Origin of the sequence: Candidatus Brevundimonas phytovorans, from assembly GCA_029203145.1 — a bacterium.
GTDB lineage: Bacteria > Pseudomonadota > Alphaproteobacteria > Caulobacterales > Caulobacteraceae > Brevundimonas > Brevundimonas phytovorans.
In genome coordinates, this window is the sequence record CP119309.1 from 2,976,798 (window position 1) to 3,000,171 (window position 23,374).

Annotated in this window: 25 protein-coding genes; 7 read left to right on the forward strand and 18 right to left on the reverse strand. The window is 68.1% G+C overall.

The genetic code is table 11. The features are described from left to right. Positions 1-47: 47 nt before the first annotated feature. Both hemW and rdgB read right to left on the reverse strand, forming a co-directional pair. A complete protein-coding gene (gene hemW, locus P0Y52_14555; GenBank protein WEK57745.1) occupies positions 48-1,190 on the reverse strand; it encodes a radical SAM family heme chaperone HemW in 1,143 nt (380 codons plus the stop codon). Between the two features lie 159 nt (positions 1,191-1,349). Further along, positions 1,350-1,952: an RdgB/HAM1 family non-canonical purine NTP pyrophosphatase gene (gene rdgB / locus P0Y52_14560; GenBank protein ID WEK57746.1), complete on the reverse strand. Its 603-nt coding sequence runs from the start codon at positions 1,950-1,952 to the stop codon at positions 1,350-1,352. 445 nt (positions 1,953-2,397) lie between these two features. Here rdgB and P0Y52_14565 point away from each other — a divergent pair, with 445 nt between their 5' ends. The 3 genes from P0Y52_14565 to P0Y52_14575 are packed head-to-tail and all read left to right on the forward strand — an operon-like array spanning position 2,398 to position 3,882. Further along, positions 2,398-3,006, forward strand: coding sequence for a DUF2975 domain-containing protein (locus P0Y52_14565; GenBank protein ID WEK57747.1), 609 nt, complete (start codon positions 2,398-2,400; stop codon positions 3,004-3,006). A gap of 23 nt (positions 3,007-3,029) precedes the next feature. Beyond that, positions 3,030-3,275, forward strand: coding sequence for a helix-turn-helix transcriptional regulator (locus P0Y52_14570; protein ID WEK57748.1), 246 nt, complete (start codon positions 3,030-3,032; stop codon positions 3,273-3,275). A gap of 58 nt (positions 3,276-3,333) precedes the next feature. Then, positions 3,334-3,882, forward strand: a complete 549-nt coding sequence (locus P0Y52_14575; protein WEK57749.1) for a Smr/MutS family protein — start codon at positions 3,334-3,336, stop codon at positions 3,880-3,882. A 149-nt stretch (positions 3,883-4,031) separates the two neighbouring features. On the opposite strand, the gene ccmB is transcribed toward P0Y52_14575, so the two are convergent. Next, the gene (gene ccmB / locus P0Y52_14580) at positions 4,032-4,697 is read right to left on the reverse strand and encodes a heme exporter protein CcmB (protein ID WEK57750.1); all 666 of its coding nucleotides are present in this window, start codon (positions 4,695-4,697) and stop codon (positions 4,032-4,034) included. Beyond that, complete coding sequence (ccmA, locus tag P0Y52_14585; protein WEK57751.1) at positions 4,694-5,317, reverse strand: heme ABC exporter ATP-binding protein CcmA; 624 nt, start codon at positions 5,315-5,317, stop codon at positions 4,694-4,696. The genes ccmB and ccmA overlap by 4 nt, the downstream gene beginning before the upstream one ends. A 198-nt stretch (positions 5,318-5,515) precedes the next feature. On the opposite strand from ccmA, the gene acnA reads away from it, so the two are divergent. Both acnA and P0Y52_14595 read left to right on the forward strand, forming a co-directional pair. Then, entirely contained in the window at positions 5,516-8,221 is a 2,706-nt protein-coding gene (gene acnA, locus P0Y52_14590) for an aconitate hydratase AcnA (GenBank protein WEK57752.1), read from the forward strand. Positions 8,222-8,327: 106 nt separating this feature from the next. Next, positions 8,328-8,759 (forward strand): hypothetical protein, encoded by a 432-nt coding sequence (locus P0Y52_14595; protein ID WEK57753.1) that lies wholly within the window; start codon positions 8,328-8,330, stop codon positions 8,757-8,759. Positions 8,760-8,945: 186 nt separating this feature from the next. On the opposite strand, the gene P0Y52_14600 is transcribed toward P0Y52_14595, so the two are convergent. Beyond that, the gene (locus tag P0Y52_14600) at positions 8,946-9,833 is read right to left on the reverse strand and encodes a hydrogen peroxide-inducible genes activator (protein WEK57754.1); all 888 of its coding nucleotides are present in this window, start codon (positions 9,831-9,833) and stop codon (positions 8,946-8,948) included. A 102-nt stretch (positions 9,834-9,935) separates the two neighbouring features. Beyond that, a complete protein-coding gene (katG, locus tag P0Y52_14605) occupies positions 9,936-12,149 on the reverse strand; it encodes a catalase/peroxidase HPI (GenBank protein WEK57755.1) in 2,214 nt (737 codons plus the stop codon). Between the two features lie 273 nt (positions 12,150-12,422). Between katG and P0Y52_14610 the strand changes: the two genes are divergently transcribed. Continuing rightward, positions 12,423-12,977 carry a peroxiredoxin gene (locus tag P0Y52_14610; GenBank protein ID WEK57756.1) on the forward strand — a complete coding sequence of 185 codons (555 nt, stop codon included), beginning with the start codon at positions 12,423-12,425 and terminating at the stop codon, positions 12,975-12,977. Between the two features lie 201 nt (positions 12,978-13,178). Then, positions 13,179-13,712: a carboxymuconolactone decarboxylase family protein gene (locus P0Y52_14615; protein ID WEK57757.1), complete on the forward strand. Its 534-nt coding sequence runs from the start codon at positions 13,179-13,181 to the stop codon at positions 13,710-13,712. Between the two features lie 71 nt (positions 13,713-13,783). Here P0Y52_14615 and P0Y52_14620 read toward each other — a convergent pair whose 3' ends face one another. From P0Y52_14620 to P0Y52_14675, 12 genes are all read right to left on the reverse strand, one after another. Continuing rightward, positions 13,784-14,200 carry a helix-turn-helix domain-containing protein gene (locus P0Y52_14620; protein WEK57758.1) on the reverse strand — a complete coding sequence of 139 codons (417 nt, stop codon included), beginning with the start codon at positions 14,198-14,200 and terminating at the stop codon, positions 13,784-13,786. A 161-nt stretch (positions 14,201-14,361) separates the two neighbouring features. Then, positions 14,362-15,951, reverse strand: coding sequence for an apolipoprotein N-acyltransferase (lnt, locus tag P0Y52_14625; protein WEK57759.1), 1,590 nt, complete (start codon positions 15,949-15,951; stop codon positions 14,362-14,364). After that, positions 15,948-16,403: an rRNA maturation RNase YbeY gene (ybeY, locus tag P0Y52_14630; GenBank protein ID WEK57760.1), complete on the reverse strand. Its 456-nt coding sequence runs from the start codon at positions 16,401-16,403 to the stop codon at positions 15,948-15,950. Before ybeY ends, lnt begins: the two co-directional genes overlap by 4 nt. Continuing rightward, positions 16,404-17,396, reverse strand: coding sequence for a PhoH family protein (locus tag P0Y52_14635; protein ID WEK57761.1), 993 nt, complete (start codon positions 17,394-17,396; stop codon positions 16,404-16,406). Between the two features lie 136 nt (positions 17,397-17,532). Beyond that, entirely contained in the window at positions 17,533-18,900 is a 1,368-nt protein-coding gene (miaB, locus tag P0Y52_14640) for a tRNA (N6-isopentenyl adenosine(37)-C2)-methylthiotransferase MiaB (protein ID WEK59506.1), read from the reverse strand. A gap of 103 nt (positions 18,901-19,003) precedes the next feature. After that, entirely contained in the window at positions 19,004-19,480 is a 477-nt protein-coding gene (locus tag P0Y52_14645; GenBank protein WEK57762.1) for a Fur family transcriptional regulator, read from the reverse strand. Positions 19,481-19,508: 28 nt separating this feature from the next. Then, the gene (gene rimI / locus P0Y52_14650) at positions 19,509-19,931 is read right to left on the reverse strand and encodes a ribosomal protein S18-alanine N-acetyltransferase (GenBank protein ID WEK57763.1); all 423 of its coding nucleotides are present in this window, start codon (positions 19,929-19,931) and stop codon (positions 19,509-19,511) included. After that, positions 19,928-20,617 (reverse strand): tRNA (adenosine(37)-N6)-threonylcarbamoyltransferase complex dimerization subunit type 1 TsaB, encoded by a 690-nt coding sequence (gene tsaB / locus P0Y52_14655; GenBank protein ID WEK57764.1) that lies wholly within the window; start codon positions 20,615-20,617, stop codon positions 19,928-19,930. Before tsaB ends, rimI begins: the two co-directional genes overlap by 4 nt. 22 nt (positions 20,618-20,639) lie before the next feature. Continuing rightward, positions 20,640-21,008, reverse strand: coding sequence for a helix-turn-helix transcriptional regulator (locus P0Y52_14660; GenBank protein ID WEK57765.1), 369 nt, complete (start codon positions 21,006-21,008; stop codon positions 20,640-20,642). A gap of 72 nt (positions 21,009-21,080) precedes the next feature. Continuing rightward, positions 21,081-21,680 carry a helix-turn-helix transcriptional regulator gene (locus P0Y52_14665; protein ID WEK57766.1) on the reverse strand — a complete coding sequence of 200 codons (600 nt, stop codon included), beginning with the start codon at positions 21,678-21,680 and terminating at the stop codon, positions 21,081-21,083. A gap of 348 nt (positions 21,681-22,028) precedes the next feature. Then, positions 22,029-22,586, reverse strand: a complete 558-nt coding sequence (locus P0Y52_14670; GenBank protein WEK57767.1) for a NifU family protein — start codon at positions 22,584-22,586, stop codon at positions 22,029-22,031. A 105-nt stretch (positions 22,587-22,691) separates the two neighbouring features. Then, positions 22,692-23,159: a universal stress protein gene (locus tag P0Y52_14675; GenBank protein WEK57768.1), complete on the reverse strand. Its 468-nt coding sequence runs from the start codon at positions 23,157-23,159 to the stop codon at positions 22,692-22,694. Positions 23,160-23,374: the final 215 nt, after the last annotated feature.

A 23,374-nucleotide genomic window follows, 5' to 3' on the forward strand; every position in this document is an offset into this window, starting at 1 on the left:
CTGCCAGCCCCGGCCTTCCGGGTCTAGGTGGCGTCTGGCGCGAGCGACTAGGTCAGCAGGGTCCGCAGCACCGCGTCCAGCACAGGGCGACCGGTGGCCGTGGCGGCCACCCGGCCCTCGCTCAAGGTGAGGAAGCCGTCGACGATCAGGTCGGCCAGCGGCCCGGTCGTCTCCGACAGGCCCAGAGTGTGCAGCAGCGTCAGCGGCACGCCCTCGACGGTGCGCAGGCCCAGCAGGACCCGTTCCTCGGCTGCGCCCGGCGCATCCAGCGTCTCGCGTTCGGCCCAGGGGGCGCCGTCCGCGACGCCCGCGACATAGTCGGCGATGCGGCGATGGGCGACGACAGCGGTACGCTCGCCGTTCAGGGTCAGCCGTCCGTGGGCGCCGGGTCCGAGGCCCAGATAGTCGCCGCCGCGCCAGACGTGCAGGTTGTGGCTGGACCGCGCCGCGACGTCGCGGGCGTGGTTGGACACCTCATAGGCCTCGAACCCCGCGCCCTCGAGCACGCTTTGCGTGGCCTCGTAGAGGGACGCCGCCAGATCCTCGTCGGGCGGGGTCAGGGTTCCGCGCGCGAAGGCCCGGCCAAAGGCCGTCGTCGGCTCTATGGTCAGTTGATAGGGCGAGATGTGTTCAAAGCCGAGATCCAGCGCCGTGGTCAGCTCCGCCGTCCAGTCGGCCACGGATTGCCCCGGCCGGGCGTAGATCAGGTCGATGGACAGTCGCGGAAAGACCCTGCCCGCCGTCTGAACCGCGCGCCGCGCCTCCGCCGCCGAATGGTCGCGACCGAGGAAGGTCAGGGCGGCGTCGTCGAACGACTGCACCCCCATGGACAGGCGGTTGATCCCGGCCTCGGCCAGGGCGGCGTAGCGGCCCGCCTCGGCGTCGGTGGGGTTGGCCTCCAGCGTGATCTCGATTTCCCCGGCCGGCGGGAACAGGGCCCTGGCCCGCGCGATCACAGCGGCCACGGCCTCGGGCGGCATCAGGGACGGGGTGCCGCCGCCGAAGAAGATCGAGGCCAGACGGCGCGGGCCGACGAGCAGACTTTGCGCCTCCATGTCCGTCAGGATGGCCTGGACCAGTCCGGCCTGTTCCTCGACCCGGCCCCGGTCGCGCACGACGTTGAAGTCGCAATAGGGGCAGATGCGGGCGCAGTAGGGCCAGTGGACGTAGAGGGCGAGAGAGTCGTTCAACTCTCCCTTCTCCCCTTGGGGGAGAAGATGGGCGGCGGAGCCGCTCGGATGAGGGGGCGAGTTGGACATCTCGGGCCTTCGTAGCAGAGGAAGCCGACGTCCCCCTCATCCGTCTGCCTGCGGCAGCCACCTTCTCCCCCGCAGGGAGAAGGGCCGTGTTTAGTCAATCAGCGCCGCCTTGAGCCGGGCGAAGGCGCGGGCCCGGTGACTGATCGCGTCCTTCTCCACCGGGTCCATCTCGCCGAACGTCAGGTCCGAGCCCTCGGGGCGGAAGATGGGGTCGTAGCCGAAGCCCCGGTCGCCGCGCGGCGGGAAGACCAGGTCGCCGTCGATGCGGCCCTCGACCACCACGCAGGGACCGTCGGGCCAGGCCACGGCGAGGGCCGAGGTGAACCAGGCGCGGCGGTCGGTCGACCCGACTTCTTCCAGCCGCACCTCGACCTTCTTCATGGCCAGGGCGAAGTCCTTGCCCGGCCCGGCCCAGCGCGCCGAGAAGATGCCCGGCGCCCCGTCGAGGGCGGCGACCGACAGACCGGAGTCGTCGGCCAGCGAGACCTCGCCCGAGGCCTCGGCCGCATGGCGCGCCTTCAGCATGGCGTTGCCGACGAAGGTGCTCTCGGTCTCGTCCGGTTCGGGCAGGTTGAGGCTGCCGGCCGTGACGATCCTGTAATTTCCATCCAGCAGCGCTTCGATCTCGCGCGCCTTGCCCGGATTGTGGGTCGCGGCCACCAGCCGCATCCCCTTGATCAGCTTGAGATTCATGACGCGATCATAGGCCTCTCCGACGCATTGCGGAAGTTTAACATCGTTAAACGATATGTAACGTGATTTTCGGCGGGGTGGCCCCTATCTTCAATCTCAAGAACGGGGGTCGCACCGTTCAAACGAAGCGAAAACAACGCAACGTTCACCCAGCGGCACAACAGAAACGCACGAAAATCGTGCAACCACGGAGAGATACGATGCAAGCGATGAAAACCTCGATCTGGATGGACCGCGTCGGCCACGGCTTCTTCAACGCCCTTCTGCTGGCAGCCCTGCCGACCGCCGCGATCGCCATGATCATCCAGAGCCTGTGATCCGACACTGGATCACATCGGGGGCTTTGACGATCGACATGAACACCGCGAAGAATAGCGCCGCGTGAGGGTTTGCCGGACCCCGCGCGGCGATCGCGCCCTGAACCCTCGGCCTGAGACCTGACTTCATGCGCCTCCCGAAACTGCCTTCCATCGGGATAAGTGCGCCGCGCCTGACGGGCGCCAACCTCAGGACCCCCAATCTCAAGACCCTGGGTCCCGGGTCCGTCTCCAGCCTGCTGAAGATCGCCCTGGACGTCGCCTATGTCCTGCTGGCTCTGATCACCGGCGTGCTGCTGCTGCTCTGGATCGCCTCCATCTTCATTCCGCTCGATAATCTGAACGTCACCGTCACGGACGGCGACAACGGCCGCCAGATTCCGCTGACCCGTCCTCTGCTGCTGTTCGGCGTCGGGGCCATGACCGCCTATTTCGGCGGCTTCCTGATGATCCTGCGCGGCCTGCGAAAGATTTTCCGCACCCTGACCCTGGGCGATCCCTTCCAGCCGGACAATGTGCGCCGGCTGCGCCAGATCGGCCTGATCCTGGCCGTCGTCACCGGCGGAGTGTGGCTTGCGCAAGGCCTGGTCGCCGCCCGCCTGGCCCCCGGCGTCATGGAGCCGCAAGGCGTCAGCGACCTGCTCACCCCCGTCTTCTCCATCCTCGTCGTCTTCGTTCTGGCGGAGGTCTTCCGCGAAGGCGCGCGCCTGCGCCGCGAATCCGAACTGACGATCTGATCTCGAAACGCTAAGCTCACCCCATGGCCATCCGCGTCCAACTCGACCGAATCCTTGCCGAACGGCGTATGTCGCTGACGGAGCTTGCCGATCGCGTCGGCGTGACGGTCGCCAACCTGTCGATCCTCAAGACCGGCAAGGCGCGCGCCGTGCGCTTCTCGACGCTGGACGCCCTGTGCCGCGAGCTGGACTGCCAGCCGGGCGACCTGCTGGCGCATGAGCCGGGGCCAGGATCCGACATGGGAGACGCCTTCGACGGCGAGGACTGAGGTGGCCCGAAAAGGTCCGCCTACGTCTTTCGACGATGACAAACGCATCTGGGCCCGCGTGACCGGCACGGTGACGCCGCCCGCGCGCCGCAAGGCGGCCCGCGTCACCCCCGGCGCCGTCCTGCCCGATCCTGCAGCCGCGCCTCTACCGGCCTCGGCGTCGGCCAAGCCCGCGCGCGGCGTCGCGGGCAAGAAGCGCAACACCCCCGATCAGACGCCGACGTTTGAGGCGCTCGGCCTCATCGCCCCGACTGCGCCCGCCCCCAGCCGCGCCCGGCCCACGCCCGAAGAACTGGAGCCGCGCCGCCAGCGCCGCCTGTCGCGCGAACGCGATCCCATCGAGGCCCGGATCGACCTGCACGGCTTCGGTCGCTTCGAGGCCGAAGATCAGCTGCGCGGCTTCCTGATGGGTTGTCAGGCGCGGGGCCTGCGCTCGGTTCTGGTCATCACAGGTCAGGGACGGCGCGGCGGCGGCGTCATCCGCAGCTCCGTGCACGACTGGCTAACCGGCCCGCATCTGCGCGGCGTGGTGTCCGGCTTCGCCTTCGCCCACCGGCGTCACGGCGGCGACGGCGCCCTCTACGTCACGCTGAAGCCGCGTAGCTAATTTCCCCGTCATCCCGGACGGCCGCCAGGCCGATCCGGGACCCAGGCGTCGGCTCTGGACGGGTTCGACGACGCCTTGGAGCTCCACCGCCTGGGTCCCGGATCTTCGGCTCGCCAGCGAGCCTTGTCCGGGATGACCGAAAAGGGGCGTTAGCCCTGGGCGTTGCGGATCGCCGCCGCCCCGGCCAGCGGCGCGATGACCATGGCGAACAGGACATAGGCGCTCAGAAGGGCCAGGGCCGACAGCGGATCGCCGCCGTCCGCCGCTCGCGTCAGGGCGCCCGAGCCGAACACCACCGGCGGAATGAACAGGGGCAAAACCACCACGGCGATCAGCAGCCCGCCGCGCCTGGCCCCGAGCGCCAGAGCGGCCCCCAGCGCCCCGGTGAAGGCGAAGCCCAGCCCGCCGATGGCCGCCGCCAGCGCCGTCAGACCGATCAGATGAACCGGCTGGCCCAGGGCCAGGGCCGCGACCGGGGCGGCGAGCGCCAGCGGCAGGCCCGTGGCCAGCCATTGCGTCACAGCCTTGATCGCCACCGTCGCCTCCAGCGGCAGGGGGCCGAGCGCCAGCAGGTCCAGGGCGCCGTCTTCCAGGTCGCGCTCGAACAGCCGCTCCAGCGACAGCAGCGACGCCAGGGCCAGGGCCATCCAGCTGGCCCCCGAGGCCGCCGGGGCCAGGACGCGCGGATCACCGCCCGCCGCCAGCGGCAGGATGGCCGTCAGGCACAGCATGAAGCCGCAGGCCAGCAGAGGCCCGCCGCCGCCGCCCCAGGCCAGCGACAGCTCGCGGCCGAACAGGACCCGAACGGCCCTCATGCGAGGCCTCCGAGATCGAGATTGCGCGCCGGGACGGGCAGGGGATCGTGCACCGCCGCCAGGATCATGCCCCCGGACGCCAGATGCGCCGCCATGAGCTCGGCGGCCACCATGCGCCAACGCTCGTCCAGCGGGGCCAGGGGTTCGTCCAGCAGCCACAGGGCGCGCGGGGCGGCGATCAGCCGGGCTAGCGACAGGCGGCGCTTCTGGCCCGCCGACAACTTTCGCGTCTCCAGATCCAGCAGGGGCGTCAGCGAGAGGCGAGCGACCGCCGCCTCGCGCGCCGCAATATTTCCGCCCAGCCAGGCCGTCTGGAAGTCGAACTCCTGACGCGCCGTCCGTGTCGGCTTCAGGCCTTCGAGGTGGCCGAGCAGGTGGACGCCGTCGCGGCGCGCGGCCTCGGAATCCAGCGCCTCTGCGTCCGCGCCGCAGAATGTGATCGCCCCCGCATCAGGCCGAATAAAGCCCGCCACGGCCCGCAGCAGGCTGGTCTTGCCCGCGCCGTTGGCCCCGGTCAGGGCCACGGCCTCGCCCGCCGAAAGGCGCAATGACAGGCCCTGGAACAGGACGCGCTCGCCGCGCGACAGGCTCAGAGACTGGATGTCGACCGTCTTCAGCATGGCCCCGCCGATTTGCGAACCTCTCTCAATGTCCACGACCGCGTTGTGGATACATGGACGGCTCCCGCGCACAGGACTATACGCGCAAGCGCCGCAGCAGGCTTTCGCCGCGCGCGCCTGGGACCTGTGCGCCCCGGCGTCCAGCGCGCGAAGGCGCAACCGAATTGTCGGGCGGCGTTAGTCAGAGGACTTATCTCCATGCCGTCGATTGACAGCCTCAAGACCCGTCTGGACCTTGCCGTCGGACGCAAGAAGTACGCCTATTACAGCCTTCCCGCCGCCGAGGAAGCCGGTCTGGCCGGGATTTCCCGTCTGCCGCGCTCGATGAAGGTGCTTCTCGAGAACCTGCTGCGCAACGAAGACGGCGTCTCGGTCACGGAAGACGACCTGAAGGCCGTCGCCGCCTGGATCGAGAACAAGGGCTCGGTCGAGCACGAGATCGCCTTCCGTCCGGCCCGCGTGCTGATGCAGGACTTCACCGGCGTGCCCGCCGTCGTCGACCTGGCCGCGATGCGCGACGCCATGGCCAAGCTGGGCGCCGACGCCGCCAAGATCAATCCGCTGGTCCCCGTCGACCTGGTCATCGACCACTCGGTCATGGTCGACCACTTCGGCAACGCCAAGGCCTTCGGCCAGAACGTCGAGCGCGAGTATGAGCGCAACATCGAGCGCTATAACTTCCTGCGCTGGGGGTCGTCGGCCTTCAACAACTTCCGCGTCGTGCCCCCCGGCACCGGCATCTGCCACCAGGTCAACCTGGAGAACCTGGCCCAGACCGTCTGGACCCTGGACGAAGGCAAGAAGACCGTCGCCTATCCCGACACCGTCGTGGGCACCGACAGCCACACCACCATGATCAACGGCCTGGCCGTCCTGGGCTGGGGCGTCGGCGGCATCGAGGCCGAAGCCGCCATGCTGGGCCAGCCGATCCCCATGCTGATCCCGGAAGTCATCGGCTTCAAACTGTCGGGCAAGATGCCGGAAGGCGCCACCGCGACCGACCTGGTCCTGACCGTCACCCAGATGCTGCGCAAGAAGGGCGTGGTCGGCAAGTTCGTCGAATTCTTCGGTCCCGCCATCGCCGGCATGACCATCGAGGACCAGGCCACCATCGCCAACATGGCCCCGGAATACGGCGCCACCTGCGGCTTCTTCCCGGTGTCGCAAGCCACCATCGACTATCTGACGGCCACGGGCCGCGACAAGGCGCGCGTCGCCCTGGTCGAAGCCTATGCCAAGGCCCAAGGCCTGTGGATCGACGAGACCTCGGAAGACCCCGTCTTCACCGACGTTCTGGAACTGGACATCTCGACGGTCGTGCCGTCGCTGGCCGGCCCCAAGCGTCCGCAGGACCGCGTTGAACTGACCACCGCCGCCCCGGCGTTTGAAACCGCCCTGACCGACGTCTTCGGTCGCGTGAACGACGCCGGCCGCGTGGCTGTCGAAGGCCAGAAGTTCACCGTCGGCGACGGCGACGTGGTCATCGCCGCCATTACGTCGTGCACCAACACCTCGAACCCGTCGGTCCTGATCGCCGCCGGTCTGGTGGCGCGCAAGGCCCATGCCCTGGGCATGAAGGTCAAGCCCTGGGTCAAGACCTCGCTGGCGCCCGGCTCGCAGGTCGTCACCGACTATCTGACCGACGCCGGCCTCCAGAAGGATCTGGACGCCATGGGCTTCAACCTGGTCGGCTATGGCTGCACCACCTGCATCGGCAACTCGGGCCCGCTGGACCCGGCCATCTCGAAGGCGATCAACGACAACGGCCTGGTCGCGACCTCGGTCCTGTCGGGCAACCGCAACTTCGAAGGCCGCGTGAACCCGGACGTCCAGGCCAACTACCTGGCCTCGCCGCCGCTGGTCGTGGCCTACGCCATCGCCGGTTCGATGCGCATCGACATCACCAAGGACCCGATCGGTCAGGACAAGAAGGGCAATGACGTCTTCCTGAAGGACGTGTGGCCGACCTCGCAAGAGATCGCCGACATCCAGAAGAAGTCCGTCACCCCGGCCATGTTCGCCAAGCGCTACAAGGACGTCTTCAAGGGCGACAAGCACTGGCAGGCCATCAAGGTCACCGGCGGTCAGACCTATGAGTGGGACGACAAGTCGACCTACGTCGCCAACCCGCCCTACTTCGAGGGTCTGTCGATGGAGCCTTCGGCGGTCACCGACATCGTCGAGGCCCGCATCCTGGGCATCTTCGGCGACTCGATCACCACCGACCACATCAGCCCGGCCGGTTCGATCAAGAAGGCCTCGCCCGCCGGCGTCTATCTGACCAACCACGGCGTCGACGCCCTGGACTTCAACAGCTACGGCGCCCGCCGCGGCAACCACGAAGTCATGATGCGCGGCACCTTCGCCAACATCCGCATCCGCAACAAGATCACCCCGGACATCGAGGGCGGCGTCACCAAGCACTTCCCCTCGGAAGACACGATGTCGATCTATGACGCCGCCATGCGTTACCAGTCGGAAGGCCGTCCTCTGGTCGTCTTCGCCGGCAAGGAATACGGCACCGGCTCGTCGCGCGACTGGGCGGCCAAGGGCACACGTCTGCTGGGCGTCCGCGCCGTCATCGCCGAAAGCTATGAGCGTATCCACCGCTCGAACTTGGTCGGCATGGGCGTGGTTCCGCTGCAGTTCAAGCAGGACGGCTGGGCCAAGCTGGGCCTGACCGGCGAAGAGATCGTCACCATCCGTGGCCTGACCGACGCCAACATCGGCAAGCTGAAGCCGCGTCAGGACCTGTGGGTCGAGATGTTCCGTCCGTCGGACGGCAAGATGGCCCGCTTCCCGGTCCGCTGCCGCATCGATAACCAGACCGAGCTGGACTACTTCAAGGCCGGCGGCGTCATGCCCTACGTCTTGCGCAACCTCGCGCGCGGCGAGGCTGAATAGGTCTCAGGCAAGAGTCTGAATGGAAAGGCCGGCGGAGCGATCCGCCGGCCTTTTTGTTTGGGAGAGGGTGCGCTGTGTCCGCCTCGCCTTGTGATAGAATGGCGATATGCGAGTTACATATCTGCATTTGCTACCCGGCTCCGAGCCGCCGTCGATAGATGCGCTGAGGCCATTCAAAGCCGTTCTTGTGCTCGATCAAGCCGTGCCTGCCGAGTGGCAGGGCCGCGTGAGCGAATGGCTCGTCAGTTCAGGATGCCTCTACATGATGGCGTGGGGGGTAGGCTGTAGTTCATGGGATGACAGTGTCGATTGGGCGAACCTATCGGCGGCGAGCTTTGATGAAATCCATGACGACAAGTTCGTCATGACCACATGGCATGAGCATGAGTCGCTGTCGGAGACCTTGTGGTTTGCCGCTCACACCGCCTTTCATCCAACAGTGCCGCTAGACGACCTCATCATCATCGACATCGGCCCTGACGAACGGGAGACGCAGGTGTTGGCCGCATATTCCGCAGCGCAGGCTTTGGTTGATTGAGTGCCCGCCGGTAGCCGTCATCCTCGGACTTGACCCGAGGATCGGATTGTCTGTCAGCGCGATTCCGGAAAGGTCGAGCGCGCCGCTACGCTCGATCCTCGGGTCAAGCCCGAGGATGACGACGAGAGAGGGGGTAGACGTGGGGAAGGCCTGGCGGCCAAATGGCCGCGGCGCCTCGCCCCCGCGTCAGTCGAGTTTGAGCGCCTCGGCCAGCAGCCGGGCCTCCGCCGCGCGGCTGGAGCCGGCGCGCCAGGCGACGACGATCTCTCGGCGGGGGGCGTCGGCGGAGATGGGGCGAACGACGACGCCGGGGTTGTCGGCCAGCCCTGCGGTCACGGCCATCTGCGGCAGGAAGCTGACGCCCAGGCCGGCGGAGACCATCTGGACCAGGGTATGCAGGGAGGTCGCGGCGAAGACGTCCTCGCCGCGCGGGGCCTCGATGTTGACGGCGGCCAGGGCCTGATCACGCAGGCAGTGGCCGTCCTCCAGCAGGATCAGGTCGTCGGACTTCAGCATCCCCTCGGGGATGGGGCCCAGACCCGCCAGGGGGTGGCCGACCGGGGCGGCGGCCAGAATCTCGTCGTCGCCGATGCGGGCGTGGTCGATGCCCGGCGCCTCATAGGGCAGGGCGATGACGGCGGCGTCCAGTTGCCCCGCCTTCAGCCCGGCGATCAGGCGCGGGGTCAGGTCCTCGCGGATGAAGAGGCGCAGGGCCGGGTATTGCTCGCGCAGGCCGGGCAGGGCGCGGGGCAGCAGGAAGGGGGCGACGGTGGGGATGATGCCCAGACGGAACCGGCCCGACAGGGGCTTGCCCGCGTTTTTCGCCGCCTCGACGAGGTCCTCGGTGCGGGCCAGCACGTCCTCGGCGCGCTTGACCGCCTCGGCGCCGACGGCGGTCAGTTGCACCGCGCCGCGCGTGCGCTCGACCACGGGCGCGCCCAGGATCTTCTCCAGCTCCTGCACCCCCGCCGACAGGGCCGGCTGGCTGACGTGGGCGGCCTCGGCGGCGCGGCTGAACGAGGCGTGTTCGGCCAGAAGCTTGAGATAGTGGAGCTGTCGCAGGGTGGGGAGCATCCGCCCCACATAGGCGCGCCCTATCGTGTTTTCAAAGACAATCGAAACCATTGATGAAGAAAGGCGCCGCGAGCCGGCTGGCCCGCGGCGCCTCCTCTACGCCTAGTGCAGATCGAAGCGGTCGGCGTTCATCACCTTGGTCCAGGCCGCGACGAAGTCCCGGACGAACTTCTCGCCCGCGTCAGCCGAGGCATAGACCTCGGACAGGGCGCGCAGCTGGGCGTTGGAGCCGAAGACCAGGTCGGTGCGGGTGGCGGTCCACAGCTGTTCGCCGGTCAGACGATCCGAGCCGACGAAGGTCTCGTCACCCTCGCCATCGACCTGTTTCCAGCCGGTCCTCATGTCCAGCAGGTTGACGAAGAAGTCGTTGGTCAGCTGACCCGGCCGGTCGGTGAAGACCCCGTGCTTCGACCCGCCGTGGTTGGCGCCGAGAACGCGCAAGCCGCCGACCAGCACCGCCATCTGGGGCGCCGTCAGCCCCAGGAGTTGCGCCCGGTCGATCAGCAGTTCCTCGGTCGGCACGTTGAAGCGGACCTGCAAATAGTTGCGGAAGCCGTCGGCGCGAGGCTCCAGCACCGCAAAGCCGTCCACGTCGGTCTGCTCCTGGGAGGCGTCGGTGCGGCCCGGCGTGAAGGGAACCGCCACGTCATGACCCGCCGCCCGGATCGCCTGCTCGACCCCGACGACGCCGCCGAGGACGATCAGGTCGGCCATGGAGACGTTCAGGCTCAGGCCGCCCTTGATGTCCTCATAGACCTTGAGCACGCGGGCCAGCTTCGCCGGTTCGTTGACGTCCCAGTCCTTTTGCGGGGCCAGGCGCAGACGCCCGCCATTGGCGCCCCCGCGATAGTCCGAGCCGCGGAAGGTCACGGCCGCAGCCCAGGCCGTCGACACCAGATCGGCGACCGACAGGTCGGACGCCGCGATGATGTCCTTCAGCACCTTGATGTCGGCGTCGGAAAGCGCCGGGCCCGTGTGAGCCGGGATCGGGTCCTGCCAGATCAGGTCCTCGGCCGGAACGTCCGGGCCGAGATAGCGGGCCTTGGGCCCCATGTCGCGGTGGCACAGCTTGAACCAGGCGCGGGCGAAAGCGTCGCCGAAATAGGCCGGGTCGGCGCGGAACCGCTCCATGATCGGGCGATAGACCGGGTCGACCTTGAAGGCCATGTCGGCGGTCGTCATCATCGTCGGCACGCGCTTGCCGGGCGTATGGGCCGCCGGCGCCAGGGTCTCGGGCGGATTGCCCACCGGCTGCCACTGCTTGGCGCCCGCCGGGCTGCGGACCAGCTCGTAGTCATGGTCCAGCAGCATGTCGAAATAGGTCATGTCCCAGGTGATCGGCGTGGGGGTCCAGGCGCCCTCGATGCCCGAGGTGATGGTGTCGTCGCCGATGCCGCTGGCGTGACCCGAGATCCAGCCCAGGCCCTGCTGGGCGATGTCGGCGCCCTCGGGGCTGATCCCGACCTTGGAGGCGTCGCCGGCGCCGTGGGCCTTGCCGAAGGTGTGGCCGCCGGCGGTCAGGGCGGCCGTCTCCTCGTCGTTCATGCCCATGCGGGCGAAGGTCTCGCGAATGTCGCGGGCCGAGGCCAGGGCTTCGGGCACGCCGCCGGGGCCTTCCGGATTGACGTAGATGAGCCCCATCTGGATGGCGGCCAGGGGATCTTCCAGGGCCATGCCCTTGTCGGGCTGGATACGGGTCTGGTTGTTCTCGTCGCCGACCCAGTTTTCTTCCGTGCCCCAGTAGACGTCCTTTTCCGGTTCCCAGACGTCGGCGCGGCCGCCGCCGAAGCCGAAGACCGGCCCGCCCATGCTCTCGATGGCGACATTGCCGGCCAGGATCATCAGGTCGGCCCAGCTGAGCTTCGAGCCATATTTCTGCTTGATCGGCCACAGCAGGCGGCGCGCCTTGTCCAGGTTGCCGTTGTCCGGCCAGGAGTTGAGCGGGGCGAAGCGCTGCTGGCCCGCGCCGGCGCCGCCGCGCCCGTCCCCGGTGCGATAGGTGCCGGCCGAGTGCCAGGCCATGCGGATGAAGAAGGGGCCGTAGTGGCCGTAGTCCGCCGGCCACCAGGGCTGGCTGTCGGTCATCAGGGCGGTCAGGTCGCGCTTCACCGCCGCCAGGTCCAGCGACTTGAAGGCGGCGGCGTAGTCGAAGTCGTCGCCCATCGGGTCGCCGGACTTGCCCTGCTGATGCAGGATGTCCATCGCGATCTGATTAGGCCACCAGTCGCGGTTGGTGCGCCCCAGAAGCGAGCGCAACGCGGCTGGCTCCTTCTTGGGATCGTGGAGAGGGGTGGGGCCGCCTGCTTGTCCGTCCATGACTTTCCTCCTGCCTGGTCGATTATGCAGCGAGCCTACGCCCGGTTCGTCGTTGAAGGAAAATCGATAAACTTTGAGTTGGCCAGCAGGAAAACTTATGGGCGCGACAGGCTGTCGCGCTGGGCGAGCCATCGTGGCCATAATCAAAATCTATTCGCGATTGTGAAATCATCGATTTGACTTCCCGCTCCCTACCCCCCATCTGAGCTCCAACGGCGATGCGCCTCCCTTGCGTCGCCGCAACTCTTACATTGTCAGAATGGAGCTCCACATATGCTGGGCGTCGGTCAAAAACTGCCTGAATTCAAGATCACTGGCGTGAAGCCGGGCTTCAACGACCATGAAGAAAACGGCGTCTCGGCGTTCGAAACGCTGACGCAGGACAGCTTTGACGGCAAGTGGAAGGTCATCTTCTTCTACCCGAAGGACTTCACCTTCGTCTGCCCGACCGAAATCGCCGCCTTCGCCAAGCTGGGCAAGGATTTCGAAGACCGCGACACCGTCGTCCTCGGCGGCTCGACGGATAACGAATTCGTCAAGCTGGCCTGGCGCCGCGACCACGCCGACCTGAACAAGCTGCCGATCTGGCAGTTCGCGGACACCGGCGGCAAGCTGGCCCGTGACCTGGGCATCCTGGACGAAGAGAACGGCGTCGCCCTGCGCGCCACCTTCGTCGTCGATCCGCACAACGTCGTGCAACACGTCTACGTCACCAACCTGAACGTCGGCCGTTCGCCGGAAGACACGCTGCGCGTCGTCGACGCCCTGCAAACCGACGAACTGTGCGCCTGCAACCGCCCGGTCGGCGGCGAGACCCTGGCCGCTTAAGTACTGGCCAAGGTACGGCCCGGACCGCGTGAGTAGGGTTCGGGCCGCCCCTCTTGAAGAGGCGGCGGCGGGCGACTGTCGCCGCCTTTTTTCTTTCTAGGGCGCTATCGTCCCTTGGACTGCTTGAGCGCGCTTCGTGCGCGCGGCTTGAACGCCCTTGGCGCCATTGGCCGACAGTCGGCCCTTATCGGAGAACTTCCCATGTCCATCGACGCCCTGCGCGAGCTTATCCCGGCCTATGGCAAGGACATCTCGCTGAACCTGTCTTCGCTGGCCAACGAGACGGTGCTGAACGACCAGCAGAAGTGGGGCTGCTTCCTGGCCTCGGCTCACGCCATCGGCGTCGCCCCCGTCGTCAAGCTGATCGAGGCCCAGGCCGCGACCATCCTTTCGCCCGAGGCCCTGAACGCCGCCAAGGCCGCCGCCGCCATCATGGGCATGAACAACATCTACTACCGCTCGCTGCACCTGATGAAGAACAACGAGTACACGACCCTGCCGGCCAAGCTGCGCATGAACGTGATCGCCAATCCGGGCGTCGAGAAGCTGGACTTCGAGCTGTGGTCCACCGCAGTCTCGGCCATCAACGGCTGCGGCGCCTGCCTGGACGCCCACGAAGGCGAACTGCGTAAGCACGGCGTGCCCAACCTCCAGGTCCAGGCCGCACTGCGCATCGGGGCCGTGGTCCACGCCGCCAGCCGGATCGTCGCCTCGGAAGCCGCACTGGCCGGTTGATCCGACAGGTCGACAGACAGCAAAAAGGCGCGGAGCGATCCGCGCCTTTTTCAATTCCATCCGGATCGGCGTCAGTCCTTGTCGGCGTTCTCGTGGCCGGTCATTTCACGCATCATGTCCAGCACCAGCTTCTGCTGGCGGACCGACAACTGCGGGGCCAGACGGCCGATCTCGATGCTCTGACGGGTGGCGGGAAAGTCGTGGACGAAGGGTTCTGCCTCATCCTCGGCCATGCCTGGGACCGCCGTCGTCAGGCCCTCGAAGAAGTAGCCGATGTCGACCTTGAAGAAGCGAGCGATGTCCCACAGCTTGGAGGCGGAGACACGGTTGGCGCCCTTCTCGTATTTTTGAATTTGCTGAAAGGTCAGGCCCAGCGCCCGGCCCAGGTCGCTCTGATTATAGCCCAGGGCGATCCGCTTTTCGCAGACGCGCCGACCGACATGACGATCCACCGGATGCGGACCATCCTCTGCCGAGCCTCTGACCATCGTGCGTTCTCGCCTAAAAACTACGTCCGAACCCAATTACTCAACTGTCCCGAAATGCGACGGATCGCCGGCGGTGTCACGACAATTCGCGCGACGCGCGTGCCGTCGATTCTCTGCCCCCGCTCAGCGGCCTTGCCCCAGCTTCAATGCTCGGGTCCGGGTCATGACCGCCCCTTGCGTCGATTCCACGATAGGCCGCCCAGCAGCATGAAGGCCAAGAGGACGCCAAACAAGACGTCGCCCCAACGGCCATAGAGGGTCGGCGCCGCCGGTTCGGGCAGGCGCACGTCGATGACGCCGGCATGACCGGGGTCCAGCCGCTTGCCGTCCACAACCCGACCCCAGGGGTCGATCATGGCCGAGACGCCGGTCGGGGTGGCGCGGGCGATGGGCAGGCCGGTTTCGATGGCGCGGTAGCTGGCCAGGTTCAGGTGCTGACGCGGGCCCGAGGTGGCGCCGAACCAGGCGTCGTTGGAGACGTTGACGATCCAGGCCGGCCGCGCCGCGCCGCTGGCCGGGGTGAAGCCCGGATAGAGGCTTTCGTAGCAGATCAGCGGCTGGACGCGCGGCGCATTGACCAGGCTGATCGGCGCCGGCTTCGGCCCGGCGCTGAAGTCGGACGGGACGTGCACCAGACTGCGCACGCCGATCTGGCTCATCAGGTGGCCCAACGGCAGATACTCGCCGAAGGGCACGAGGCGGTGCTTGTCGTAGATGGCGCCGATGCGCAGACCCGCCGCGCCTTCATCGTGCAAGGCGAACAGGCTGTTGTAATAGCGGGCGCCGCCCTCGGCGTCCGGGTCGGCCTCGCCGCGGCTGATGCCCATCAGCAGGGTCTGGCCGGTCTGCAGGGCGCCGGCGATGGCCCGGGCGTCAGGCGAGTTGAAGACGTCGTTGGCGGTGGCGGGCAGGGCGCCCTCGGGCCAGACCACGACGTCAGGCAAGGCCGCGCCCGGCTGGGCCGTCAGGGCGACGTAGCGGTCGACGATGGCCTGATAGGCCTCAGGGCTCCATTTGGATTCCTGTGGGATGTCGGCCTGAACCAGACGCACCAGGGTCGGGCCGTCCACCCGCTGAGCCGAGGACAGCCGCGCCGTCCCGAAGGCAAACAGACCCGCCAGAACCGCGACGCCCAGACCCGCTGCGATCAGACGCGGACGACGCTGTCCGACGTCCGCCAGCAGGCCCAGCGCCGAGACCGCCGCCAGCGTCACGAGGCCCAGCCCATAGACCCCCGCCACCGAGGCGAACTGCGACATGGCCGATCCCGCCTGCCAGGCGGCGCCGGTTGGGTTCCACGGAAAGCCGGTCAGCACATGGCCGCGCAGCCACTCCAGCAGGGCGAACAGGGCGGCGAACAGCAGGACGCGCCGCACGGCGCCGCGCGGCGCAAAGCGACGATAAAGCGCCGTCGCCGTCCCGAAGAAGAGCCCCAGTCCCATCGGCAGAAGGCTGGCGGCGAAGGGCGCCATCCAGGCCTGTTCCGGGTTGACCAGGAAGGCCTCGGCCACCCACCAGCAGCCGATGAAGAAGTAGGCGAAGCCGGCCAGCCAGCCGACCCAGAAGCCGCCCTTCACCGTCCGCGACCGTTCGGCCAGCAGCATCAGCAGGGGATAGCCCAGCAGGCCGGGCAGGACGCCGAACGGCGGATGCGCCAGGGCGGCGCCGGCGCCGGCCAGCAGGGCCAGGGCGATACGGCCCCAGCGGTTCGTCAGCACGCCCCCCCAAAGGGCTGACAAGCGGTCGCTCATGCATTCGCCTCGTGTTCGACAGCATAGGGATCGGCGACGCCGAGCGCGGCCAGGATTTCGCGCTCCTCGGCCTCCATCTCTTCAGCCTCGGCGTCGTCCTCGTGGTCGCGGCCGAGCAGGTGCAGCACGCCGTGGACGACCAGATGGCTCAGATGGTCGGACAGGGTCTTGCCCTGCGTCTCGGCCTCCGCCGCGCAATAGGCGTAGCCCAGCACTACGTCGCCCAGATGCGGAAAAGCGCTCTCTGCGGCGGGGAAGGAGAGGACGTTGGTCGGCCGATCCTTGTCGCGGAACCGCGCGTTCAGGTCCTGCACCCCGGCGTCGTCGGTCAGCAGCACGACCACGTCGCCCTCGACCGTGCCCAGCGCTGCGGTGGCGGCTTTCAGGACCACGGCTTCAGCGTCAGACAGCGCAGCCGTCCAGGCCGCGTCCTCGACTTCGATCTCGATCATTCAGTCTTCGTCCTCGAGATCGGCAGGGGGGCGCCCCCGCGCCGCATCGGCGTCATAGGCGCGCACGATCCGTTCCACCATGGCGTGGCGCACCACATCCTCGGCCTTGAAGGCCTGAACCCCCACCCCTTTCACGTCCTCAAGGATGCGCAAGGCGTGGCGCAGGCCGGAATCGCGCGGGTTCAGCAGGTCGATCTGCGACGGATCGCCGGTCACCACCATGCGCGCGCCTTCGCCCAGACGGGTCAGGACCATCTTCATCTGCAGCCGCGAGGTGTTCTGGGCCTCGTCGACGATGATGAAGGCGTGGCTGAGCGTGCGGCCGCGCATGAAGGCGATGGGGGCGGCTTCGATCTCGCCCTTCTCGCGACGGCGCCGCACGTCATCGACGCCGAGGATGTCGTTCAGCGCCTCCCAGATCGGGGCCAGATAGGGGTCGACCTTTTCGTTCAGATCCCCCGGCAAGAAGCCCAGCTTCTCGCCCGCCTCGACCGCCGGACGGGTGATGACCAGCCGGTCCACCTGTCCGCGCCGCAGCAGGGAGGCGCCATAGGCCGCCGCCAGGAAGGTCTTGCCGGTGCCCGCCGGACCGACCCCGAAGGTCAGTTCGCAGCGGCTGAGCAGGTCCAGATAGCGGGCCTGGGCCGCCGTCTTGGGCGCGATGGCGCCGCGACGACCAACCGGCAGGGCGATGGCGTCTGGCACAACCCGACCCTGATCGGCGCGCGGTTGGGACACGGCGGCGCCCAGGGCCATGCGCACGTCGGCCTCGGTGATCTCGGCGCCCGCATCCGCCCGCTTGGCGAGGGTTTCGACCACGCGCTTGGCCTGAGCCCGGTCCCGCGCGGAGCCGTTGATCGACACCCCGCCGCCGGGCGCCTCGACCAGCACCTTGAAGGCGTCTTCGATCAGGGCGACGTGGCGGCTGTTGGGGCCGATCACGGCCCGCAAGGCCTGATCGCTCAGGGACAGGAACTCGGACTCTCGCGCCATAGGTTTCCTTTTTGGGGCCCCTAACGCCTCGCTCGCGGAGCGAGGCTGCTTCAGGGGCCGTTTCTTGGGTTCCTGACGTCTCGTTCGCGGAGCGAGACTGCTTGAGGAACGCCGTAGTTAAATCGGTCTCTTCGATCTAGATAGGGTTCGCGCTGGCCAAGCGCCCGTTCAAACTGTTCTGCGCGCCGCTGAGGATCTCGACCGGAACGATCTGGCCCAGAAGATGATCCGCCCCCTCGACGTGGACTGCCTGCAGATAGGGCGAGCGGCCGATGGCCTGACCGGCGTAGCGCCCCTTCTTTTCGAACAGAACGTTCAGGGTCTTGCCCGTCTGGGCGGCGTTGAAGGCGGTCTGCTGTTCGAACAGCAGGGCCTGAAGCCGGTGCAGCCGCTCCAGCCCGACCTTCTCCTCGATCTGCCCGGCCATGGTCGCGGCAGGCGTGCCGGGGCGCGGCGAATAGACAAAGCTGAAGGCGCCCGCATAGGTCACCTGTCGCACCAGATCGAGGGTGTCCTCAAAGTCGCGATCTGTCTCTCCCGGGAAGCCGACGATGAAGTCGCCGGCGATAGCCATGTCAGGCCGCGCCTCGCGGATGCGGGCGATCAGGTCGATGTACTTCTGACGCCCATGCTTGCGATTCATCAGCCGCAATACCCGGTCGGACCCGGACTGCACCGGCAGGTGCAGATAGGGCATCAGGGCGTCCAGATCGGCATGGGCCGCGATCAGGTCGTCAGACATGTCGTTGGCGTGGCTGGTCGTGTAGCGGATGCGGTCAAGACCCGGAATTTCGGCGAGGGCGTAGGCCAGGCGGGCGAGCGAGGAGGGTTTGCCGTCCGGTCCCTCGCCGTCATAGGCGTTGACGTTCTGACCCAGCAGGGTGACCTCGCGCACGCCCCGGTCGGCCAGGGCGCGGGCCTCGGCCAGCACGGCCGCCACTGGCCGCGACCACTCGGCGCCGCGCGTATAGGGGACGACGCAGAAGGTGCAGAACTTGTCGCAACCCTCCTGCACCGTCAGGAAGGCGGTCGGACCCTCGCCGCCGCGCGTGGCGATCATCTCGGGCGTCAGGGCGTCGAACTTTTCATGCGGGGCGAAGTCGGCGCCGATGCGTTCGCCGCGCGCCCGCGCCGTGCGGGTCAGCAGTTCCGGCAGTTGGTGGTAGGCCTGGGGTCCGACCACCAGGTCGACCGCCGGCTGGCGCTTCATGATCTCTTCGCCCTCGGCCTGGGCGACGCAGCCCGCCACGGCGATGGTCATGCCGCCGTCGCCGCGCGCGACCTTGCGCTCGCGCATCTGCTTGAGCTTGCCGAGTTCCGAATAGACCTTCTCGGCGGCCCGTTCGCGGATGTGGCAGGTGTTGAGGATGACGAAGTCCGCCGCCTCGGGCGCGTCGGTCGTCGCATAGCCCAGCGGGCGCAGGACATCGGCCATGCGCTCTGAGTCATAGACATTCATCTGACAGCCGTAGGTCTTGATGAAGAGGCGCTTGGGCGCAGCCATCTGGGCCACGCCATCCGCCGTCTCTACGGGCTTTTCGAGCGTATCGGTCATGCGCGGCTTATGATCGCCGAAACCGACGACGGCAAGGCGATCAGACGCAGCCTCAGATGTCCGTAGGTTCGACCCGCGCCGCGTGGCGCTTGTAGATCAGACCCTCGCGCTCGCTCGGCTCGACGCCCTCGATGACGTGGCCGTAGAGCTCCAGCTTGTGACCGACCAGTTCGAAGCCCAGCTTGCGCGCGATCTCGGTCTTGAGGCGTTCGATCTCGGCGTCGAAGAACTCGATGACCTCGCCGGTCTTGGTGTCGATCAGGTGATCGTGGTGGTCGTCGCCGGCCTCTTCGTAGCGGCTGCGACCGTCGCCGAAGTCATGCTTCTCGACCACGCCCGCCTCTTCGAACAGGCGCACGGTGCGATAAACGGTGGCGATCGAGATGTGCGGGTCGATGGCCGAGGCGCGGCGATACAGCTCCTCGACGTCGGGGTGATCCTCGGCCTGAGACAGAACGCGGGCGATCACGCGCCGCTGCTCGGTCATACGCATGCCGCGGTCGGCGCAAAGTTTCTCGATCCGTTCCATGCGCCGGAAGATAGGCTGAGCCGCTGACTTATGGAAGCGGTCGAGGAAAGTTCAGAGCCAGGACCAGGGCGTCCTCGCGGCCGCCGTCCGCCCGGGCATAATAGCCGCGCCGACGCCCGGCCTCGACGAAGCCGGTACGGGCGTAAAGGGCGCGGGCGGCGCCATTGTCCTCGGCCACTTCCAGGAACATCCGCTCGGCGCCGAGAGCGGCGGCCTGCACGACGGCGGCCTTGACCAGACGGGCTCCCAGGCCGCCGCGCCGGGCGGCAGGCCGCACCGCCAGGGTGAGAATCTCGGCCTCGTCGGCCACGACCCGGATCAGGATGAAGCCCTCGTCCTCGGCCACCGCGAAGACGCCGGGCGAGGCCAGCAGGGCCGTCAGCGAAGCCTCATCCCAGGGCGCCGCGAAGGCTTCGGCGTGGATCGCGGCGAGACGGGCGGGGTCGGTCACGATGTCGCAGACGAACGCGGCTGGCCCGGCAGACGACTGGGCGGGGTGGCGTCGGGCGCGCGCAGATAGAGGGGGCGGGGCAGGGCGACAGCCGGATCGACCGCGACGGCCATCCGGGCCAGGGCTTCGGGCGTCGGCGCCGCCAGCGGCATCAGGACCGCATCGGCGAACACAGCGGGGAAGGTCTCGCCCAGCAGAACCGCGCCCGAACCGACGAGGGTCGGGCCCCCGCCGGCCGCCGCCGTCCGAATGCGATCCGCCGCCGTCTCCAGCGACAGGGCCTCGGCCTCGCCGAGAGCGACGCCGTCCCGGAAAAGTCGCGCATAGACCTGGCCCCGGCGGGCGTCGATCACGGCGGCGACCAGCCCGGCGGGCGGCGCACAGGCCGCCAGCGCGTCCAGCGTCGAGACGCCGACAACCGGGCGATCCAACGCCGCCCCCAACCCTTGTGCAAAGGCCAAGCCGACGCGCAAGCCGGTGAAGGAGCCCGGCCCCACAGTGACGCCGATCCGGTCCAGACGGGCGAAACCGCCGCCCGCCTCGGTCATCGTATCGCGAACAAGACCCGCCAGCCGCTCCTGATGACCCTTGGCCATCGGCTCAACGCGCTCGGCCAGCGGCCGGTCGTCGTCGAACACCCCAGCCGAACAGGCGCCCAGCGCCGTATCCACGATCAGAATTCTCATCCCGGCCTTCCTATCCGGGCAGTCAGGCCGACGCCAGCGCCGCGACCACTCGCGTCACCGCCTGACGCAGCGCGGGATCGGCGATACGGGGAAAGGCCTCGGCCAGGAGGCGTCCGTCCGTCGTCGCCGTCAGGTCGCGCAAAGCGGCCAAGGCATCGTCCGCATTGGCGCGGGCGGGAAAGAAGTCCGCCACCGAGCAGCCCAGCGCGGTCGCCACCTGATGCAGACGCGAAGCCGAGATGCGGTTGGCGCCCTTTTCATACTTCTGCACCTGCTGAAAACTGACGCCCAGTTCCGCGGCCAAGGCCGTCTGCGACAGGCCAAGAGCCGACCGTCGCGCTGCCATGCGCAAACCCACGGCGGCGTCGATATCCTGGCTGCGGCGAGGCATGGGCGGCGTCTCCCTGAAAGTTGCAACGCCACCGTTTCATGCCATGCCGCTAAAAGCAACATTTTAGTTTCATCAATCATCCAGGCGCGCGACGACCGCCGAGACAGCGCGGGCCTGGGCGCGGGGAATACGCTCGATGGTCAGCAGGGCCCCAGCGCCGCGCACCACCAGTTCCGCCTCGTCCGACCGGACGTAGAGCCGCGGGCGCAGGGAGCCGTCCTCCATCTCGATGACGCAGCCCTGATCACGACGCGGCCAGCGGCCCGGAGCGTATTCCAGAACCGTCCCGGCCGCGGCCCAGGGGGCCAGGTCGTCAGTGGAAAGCTGAAGCCGCCGTCGCTCGGCCGTGGGTGCCGCGTCGAAGGCGCGACCCCGCGCCTGTAGGCCGTCAGCACTGGGCCTGGGCTGTGGGGAAGGGGCGGCGGCGCCGACCAGAAGGGCGAGATCCTCGGGCGTGGCGTCGAGGGCGGCGGTCAGGCGCCGCTGCACGTCCGGGCGGAACAGGCCGGGGCGCTTGCCCGCCTCATACAGGCCCCAGCCCTGGCTGGTCATGCCGATCCTCTGACCGGCCTCGGCCTGGCTCAAGCCGCGTTCGCGGCGCAGGGCGGACAGGGCCTCGCCGAGGGCGCGGCCCTCGGCCTCGGCGTCATCATCAGCAGTGAAACGGGCCATGCGGCGATCATGCCCCACGGCCCGTTCGGACGATAGTGTTTCATGTGAAACATCTTGGCGGGCCGCGGTCAGAAGGCTCCGCCTTCTCGACCGGACGCGGCTTTCTTGTGGGCCGCGGTCGTCGGCCCTCCGGGACCTCCCGACCCGACGCGGCTTTCTTGTGGGCCGCGGTCGTCGGCCCTCCAGGACCTCCCGACCCGACGCGGCCTGGCGCTTCGCGCGCGCTCGAGCGGCACAGAGCGCGCCCCCACCTGCGCTCAAGCAGCGAGCCGTCGCGCGGCGAACGGTAGCGCCCCGAAATGCGCTCAAGCAGTGAGCGACCGCGTCGCGAGCGGTAGCGCTCCTTCGTTAGATGACCTGCTCGACGCTGGTCACTTCGGGGATGTAGTGGCGCATCATCTGTTCGACGCCCGCCTTCAACGTGGCCGAGGAGGAGGGGCAGCCCGAGCAGGCGCCGCGCATCCGCAGGCGCAGGACCCCGGTTTCCAGATCGAAATGATCGAACAGGATGTCGCCGCCGTCCTGGGCCACGGCCGGACGGATGCGGCTGTCGAGCAGACCCTTGATCTCGGCGACGATCTCGCTGTCTTCGTCGGCGTCGTCCGTCGCCGCCTCGACGCCGCGCGTCAGCGGCGCGCCCGAGACGAAGTGATCCATGACGACCGACAGGATGGGGGCCTTCATCTGGCTCCATTCGGGCGCCTGAGCCCCGCGCGTGACGGAGACATAGTCGGCGCCGAAGAAGACGCCTTCAACGCCTTCCAGCTCGAACAGGGCCTCGGCCAGGGGCGAGGCCGCTGCCTCGTCGATGGTGCGGTATTCCAGAACGCCTTCAGGCGCCACGTCGCGGCCCGGCAGGAATTTCAGGACATTGGGATTGGGCGTGGGTTCGGTCTGGATGAACATGGGCGGGAGATGCGCCCCTTGGGCGGCATCTTCAAGACCCAGGCTCTGCGCTAATCGTCGCTCAAGCCGCGAGGCTCCGTGAGCCGAGCGTAGCGACCCTCAGAATTATGCCAGATCCTCGATGTCCGCGTCGGTCAGTTCGCCGGGCACGATGGTCACGGGCAGCTTGCGGCCGGTGAAGGCCCCGCCCTGTTTCAGCACCGCCGACACCAGAGGCCCGGGTCCGCGCGAGCCGGAACCCGCCGCCAGCACCAGAATCTTGATGTCAGGATCGGCGCCCACGGTCTTGCGGATGGCGCCCTGGGGATCGCCTTCCTCGATGATGAAGATGGGCGGAGCGCCGGATTTGTCGGCCGCCTCTTCGCCCAGACGGTTCAACAAGACCTCGGCCTCTTCGCGCTGCTGACGGCGGATTTCGTCGCGGACGCCGGACCAATGCTCGTCCGAGCCGCCGGGCAGGGCGCGCAGCAGGACCACGCGGCCGCCGGTCGACTTGGCCCGCCGGGCGGCATAGCCCAGGGCCGCGCCGAACTCGGGACTGTCGTCGACGACGACGAGAAACTTCCTGGGCATGGGTCGTGCGGCCTTAGCGGATCTCTGAACAGCGGCGCCCACCTAACGCCAAGCGGCCCCAAACGCCAAGGCCCGCCCGCCTCGTCGCGAACGACGAAACGAGCGGGCCCTGAAATGACGCCGAAGCGGGCGGTCATGCGCTCAAGTAGCGAGGCTCCGCGAGCCGAGCGTAGCGCCCTTAGACTCGCTCAAGCAGCGAGCGACCGCGTCGCTCG

What these genes read in the sequence shown, in the direction of transcription:
- P0Y52_14660 (WEK57765.1), bottom strand. Translation starts at nt 21,008, where the DNA reads ATGCCTCGCCGCAGCCAGGATATCGACGCCGCCGTGGGTTTGCGCATG.
- ccmB (WEK57750.1), bottom strand. Translation starts at nt 4,697, where the DNA reads ATGAGGGCCGTTCGGGTCCTGTTCGGCCGCGAGCTGTCGCTGGCCTGG.
- ybeY (WEK57760.1), bottom strand. Translation starts at nt 16,403, where the DNA reads ATGATCGAGATCGAAGTCGAGGACGCGGCCTGGACGGCTGCGCTGTCT.
- P0Y52_14665 (WEK57766.1), bottom strand. Translation starts at nt 21,680, where the DNA reads ATGGCCCGTTTCACTGCTGATGATGACGCCGAGGCCGAGGGCCGCGCC.
- P0Y52_14645 (WEK57762.1), bottom strand. Translation starts at nt 19,480, where the DNA reads ATGGAACGGATCGAGAAACTTTGCGCCGACCGCGGCATGCGTATGACC.
- P0Y52_14670 (WEK57767.1), bottom strand. Translation starts at nt 22,586, where the DNA reads ATGTTCATCCAGACCGAACCCACGCCCAATCCCAATGTCCTGAAATTC.
- P0Y52_14635 (WEK57761.1), bottom strand. Translation starts at nt 17,396, where the DNA reads ATGGCGCGAGAGTCCGAGTTCCTGTCCCTGAGCGATCAGGCCTTGCGG.
- lnt (WEK57759.1), bottom strand. Translation starts at nt 15,951, where the DNA reads ATGAGCGACCGCTTGTCAGCCCTTTGGGGGGGCGTGCTGACGAACCGC.
- ccmA (WEK57751.1), bottom strand. Translation starts at nt 5,317, where the DNA reads ATGCTGAAGACGGTCGACATCCAGTCTCTGAGCCTGTCGCGCGGCGAG.
- katG (WEK57755.1), bottom strand. Translation starts at nt 12,149, where the DNA reads ATGGACGGACAAGCAGGCGGCCCCACCCCTCTCCACGATCCCAAGAAG.
- P0Y52_14600 (WEK57754.1), bottom strand. Translation starts at nt 9,833, where the DNA reads ATGCTCCCCACCCTGCGACAGCTCCACTATCTCAAGCTTCTGGCCGAA.
- P0Y52_14570 (WEK57748.1), top strand. Translation starts at nt 3,030, where the DNA reads ATGGCCATCCGCGTCCAACTCGACCGAATCCTTGCCGAACGGCGTATG.
- P0Y52_14595 (WEK57753.1), top strand. Translation starts at nt 8,328, where the DNA reads ATGCGAGTTACATATCTGCATTTGCTACCCGGCTCCGAGCCGCCGTCG.
- acnA (WEK57752.1), top strand. Translation starts at nt 5,516, where the DNA reads ATGCCGTCGATTGACAGCCTCAAGACCCGTCTGGACCTTGCCGTCGGA.
- miaB (WEK59506.1), bottom strand. Translation starts at nt 18,900, where the DNA reads ATGGCTGCGCCCAAGCGCCTCTTCATCAAGACCTACGGCTGTCAGATG.
- P0Y52_14675 (WEK57768.1), bottom strand. Translation starts at nt 23,159, where the DNA reads ATGCCCAGGAAGTTTCTCGTCGTCGTCGACGACAGTCCCGAGTTCGGC.
- P0Y52_14565 (WEK57747.1), top strand. Translation starts at nt 2,398, where the DNA reads ATGCGCCTCCCGAAACTGCCTTCCATCGGGATAAGTGCGCCGCGCCTG.
- rdgB (WEK57746.1), bottom strand. Translation starts at nt 1,952, where the DNA reads ATGAATCTCAAGCTGATCAAGGGGATGCGGCTGGTGGCCGCGACCCAC.
- tsaB (WEK57764.1), bottom strand. Translation starts at nt 20,617, where the DNA reads ATGAGAATTCTGATCGTGGATACGGCGCTGGGCGCCTGTTCGGCTGGG.
- P0Y52_14610 (WEK57756.1), top strand. Translation starts at nt 12,423, where the DNA reads ATGCTGGGCGTCGGTCAAAAACTGCCTGAATTCAAGATCACTGGCGTG.
- P0Y52_14620 (WEK57758.1), bottom strand. Translation starts at nt 14,200, where the DNA reads ATGGTCAGAGGCTCGGCAGAGGATGGTCCGCATCCGGTGGATCGTCAT.
- P0Y52_14615 (WEK57757.1), top strand. Translation starts at nt 13,179, where the DNA reads ATGTCCATCGACGCCCTGCGCGAGCTTATCCCGGCCTATGGCAAGGAC.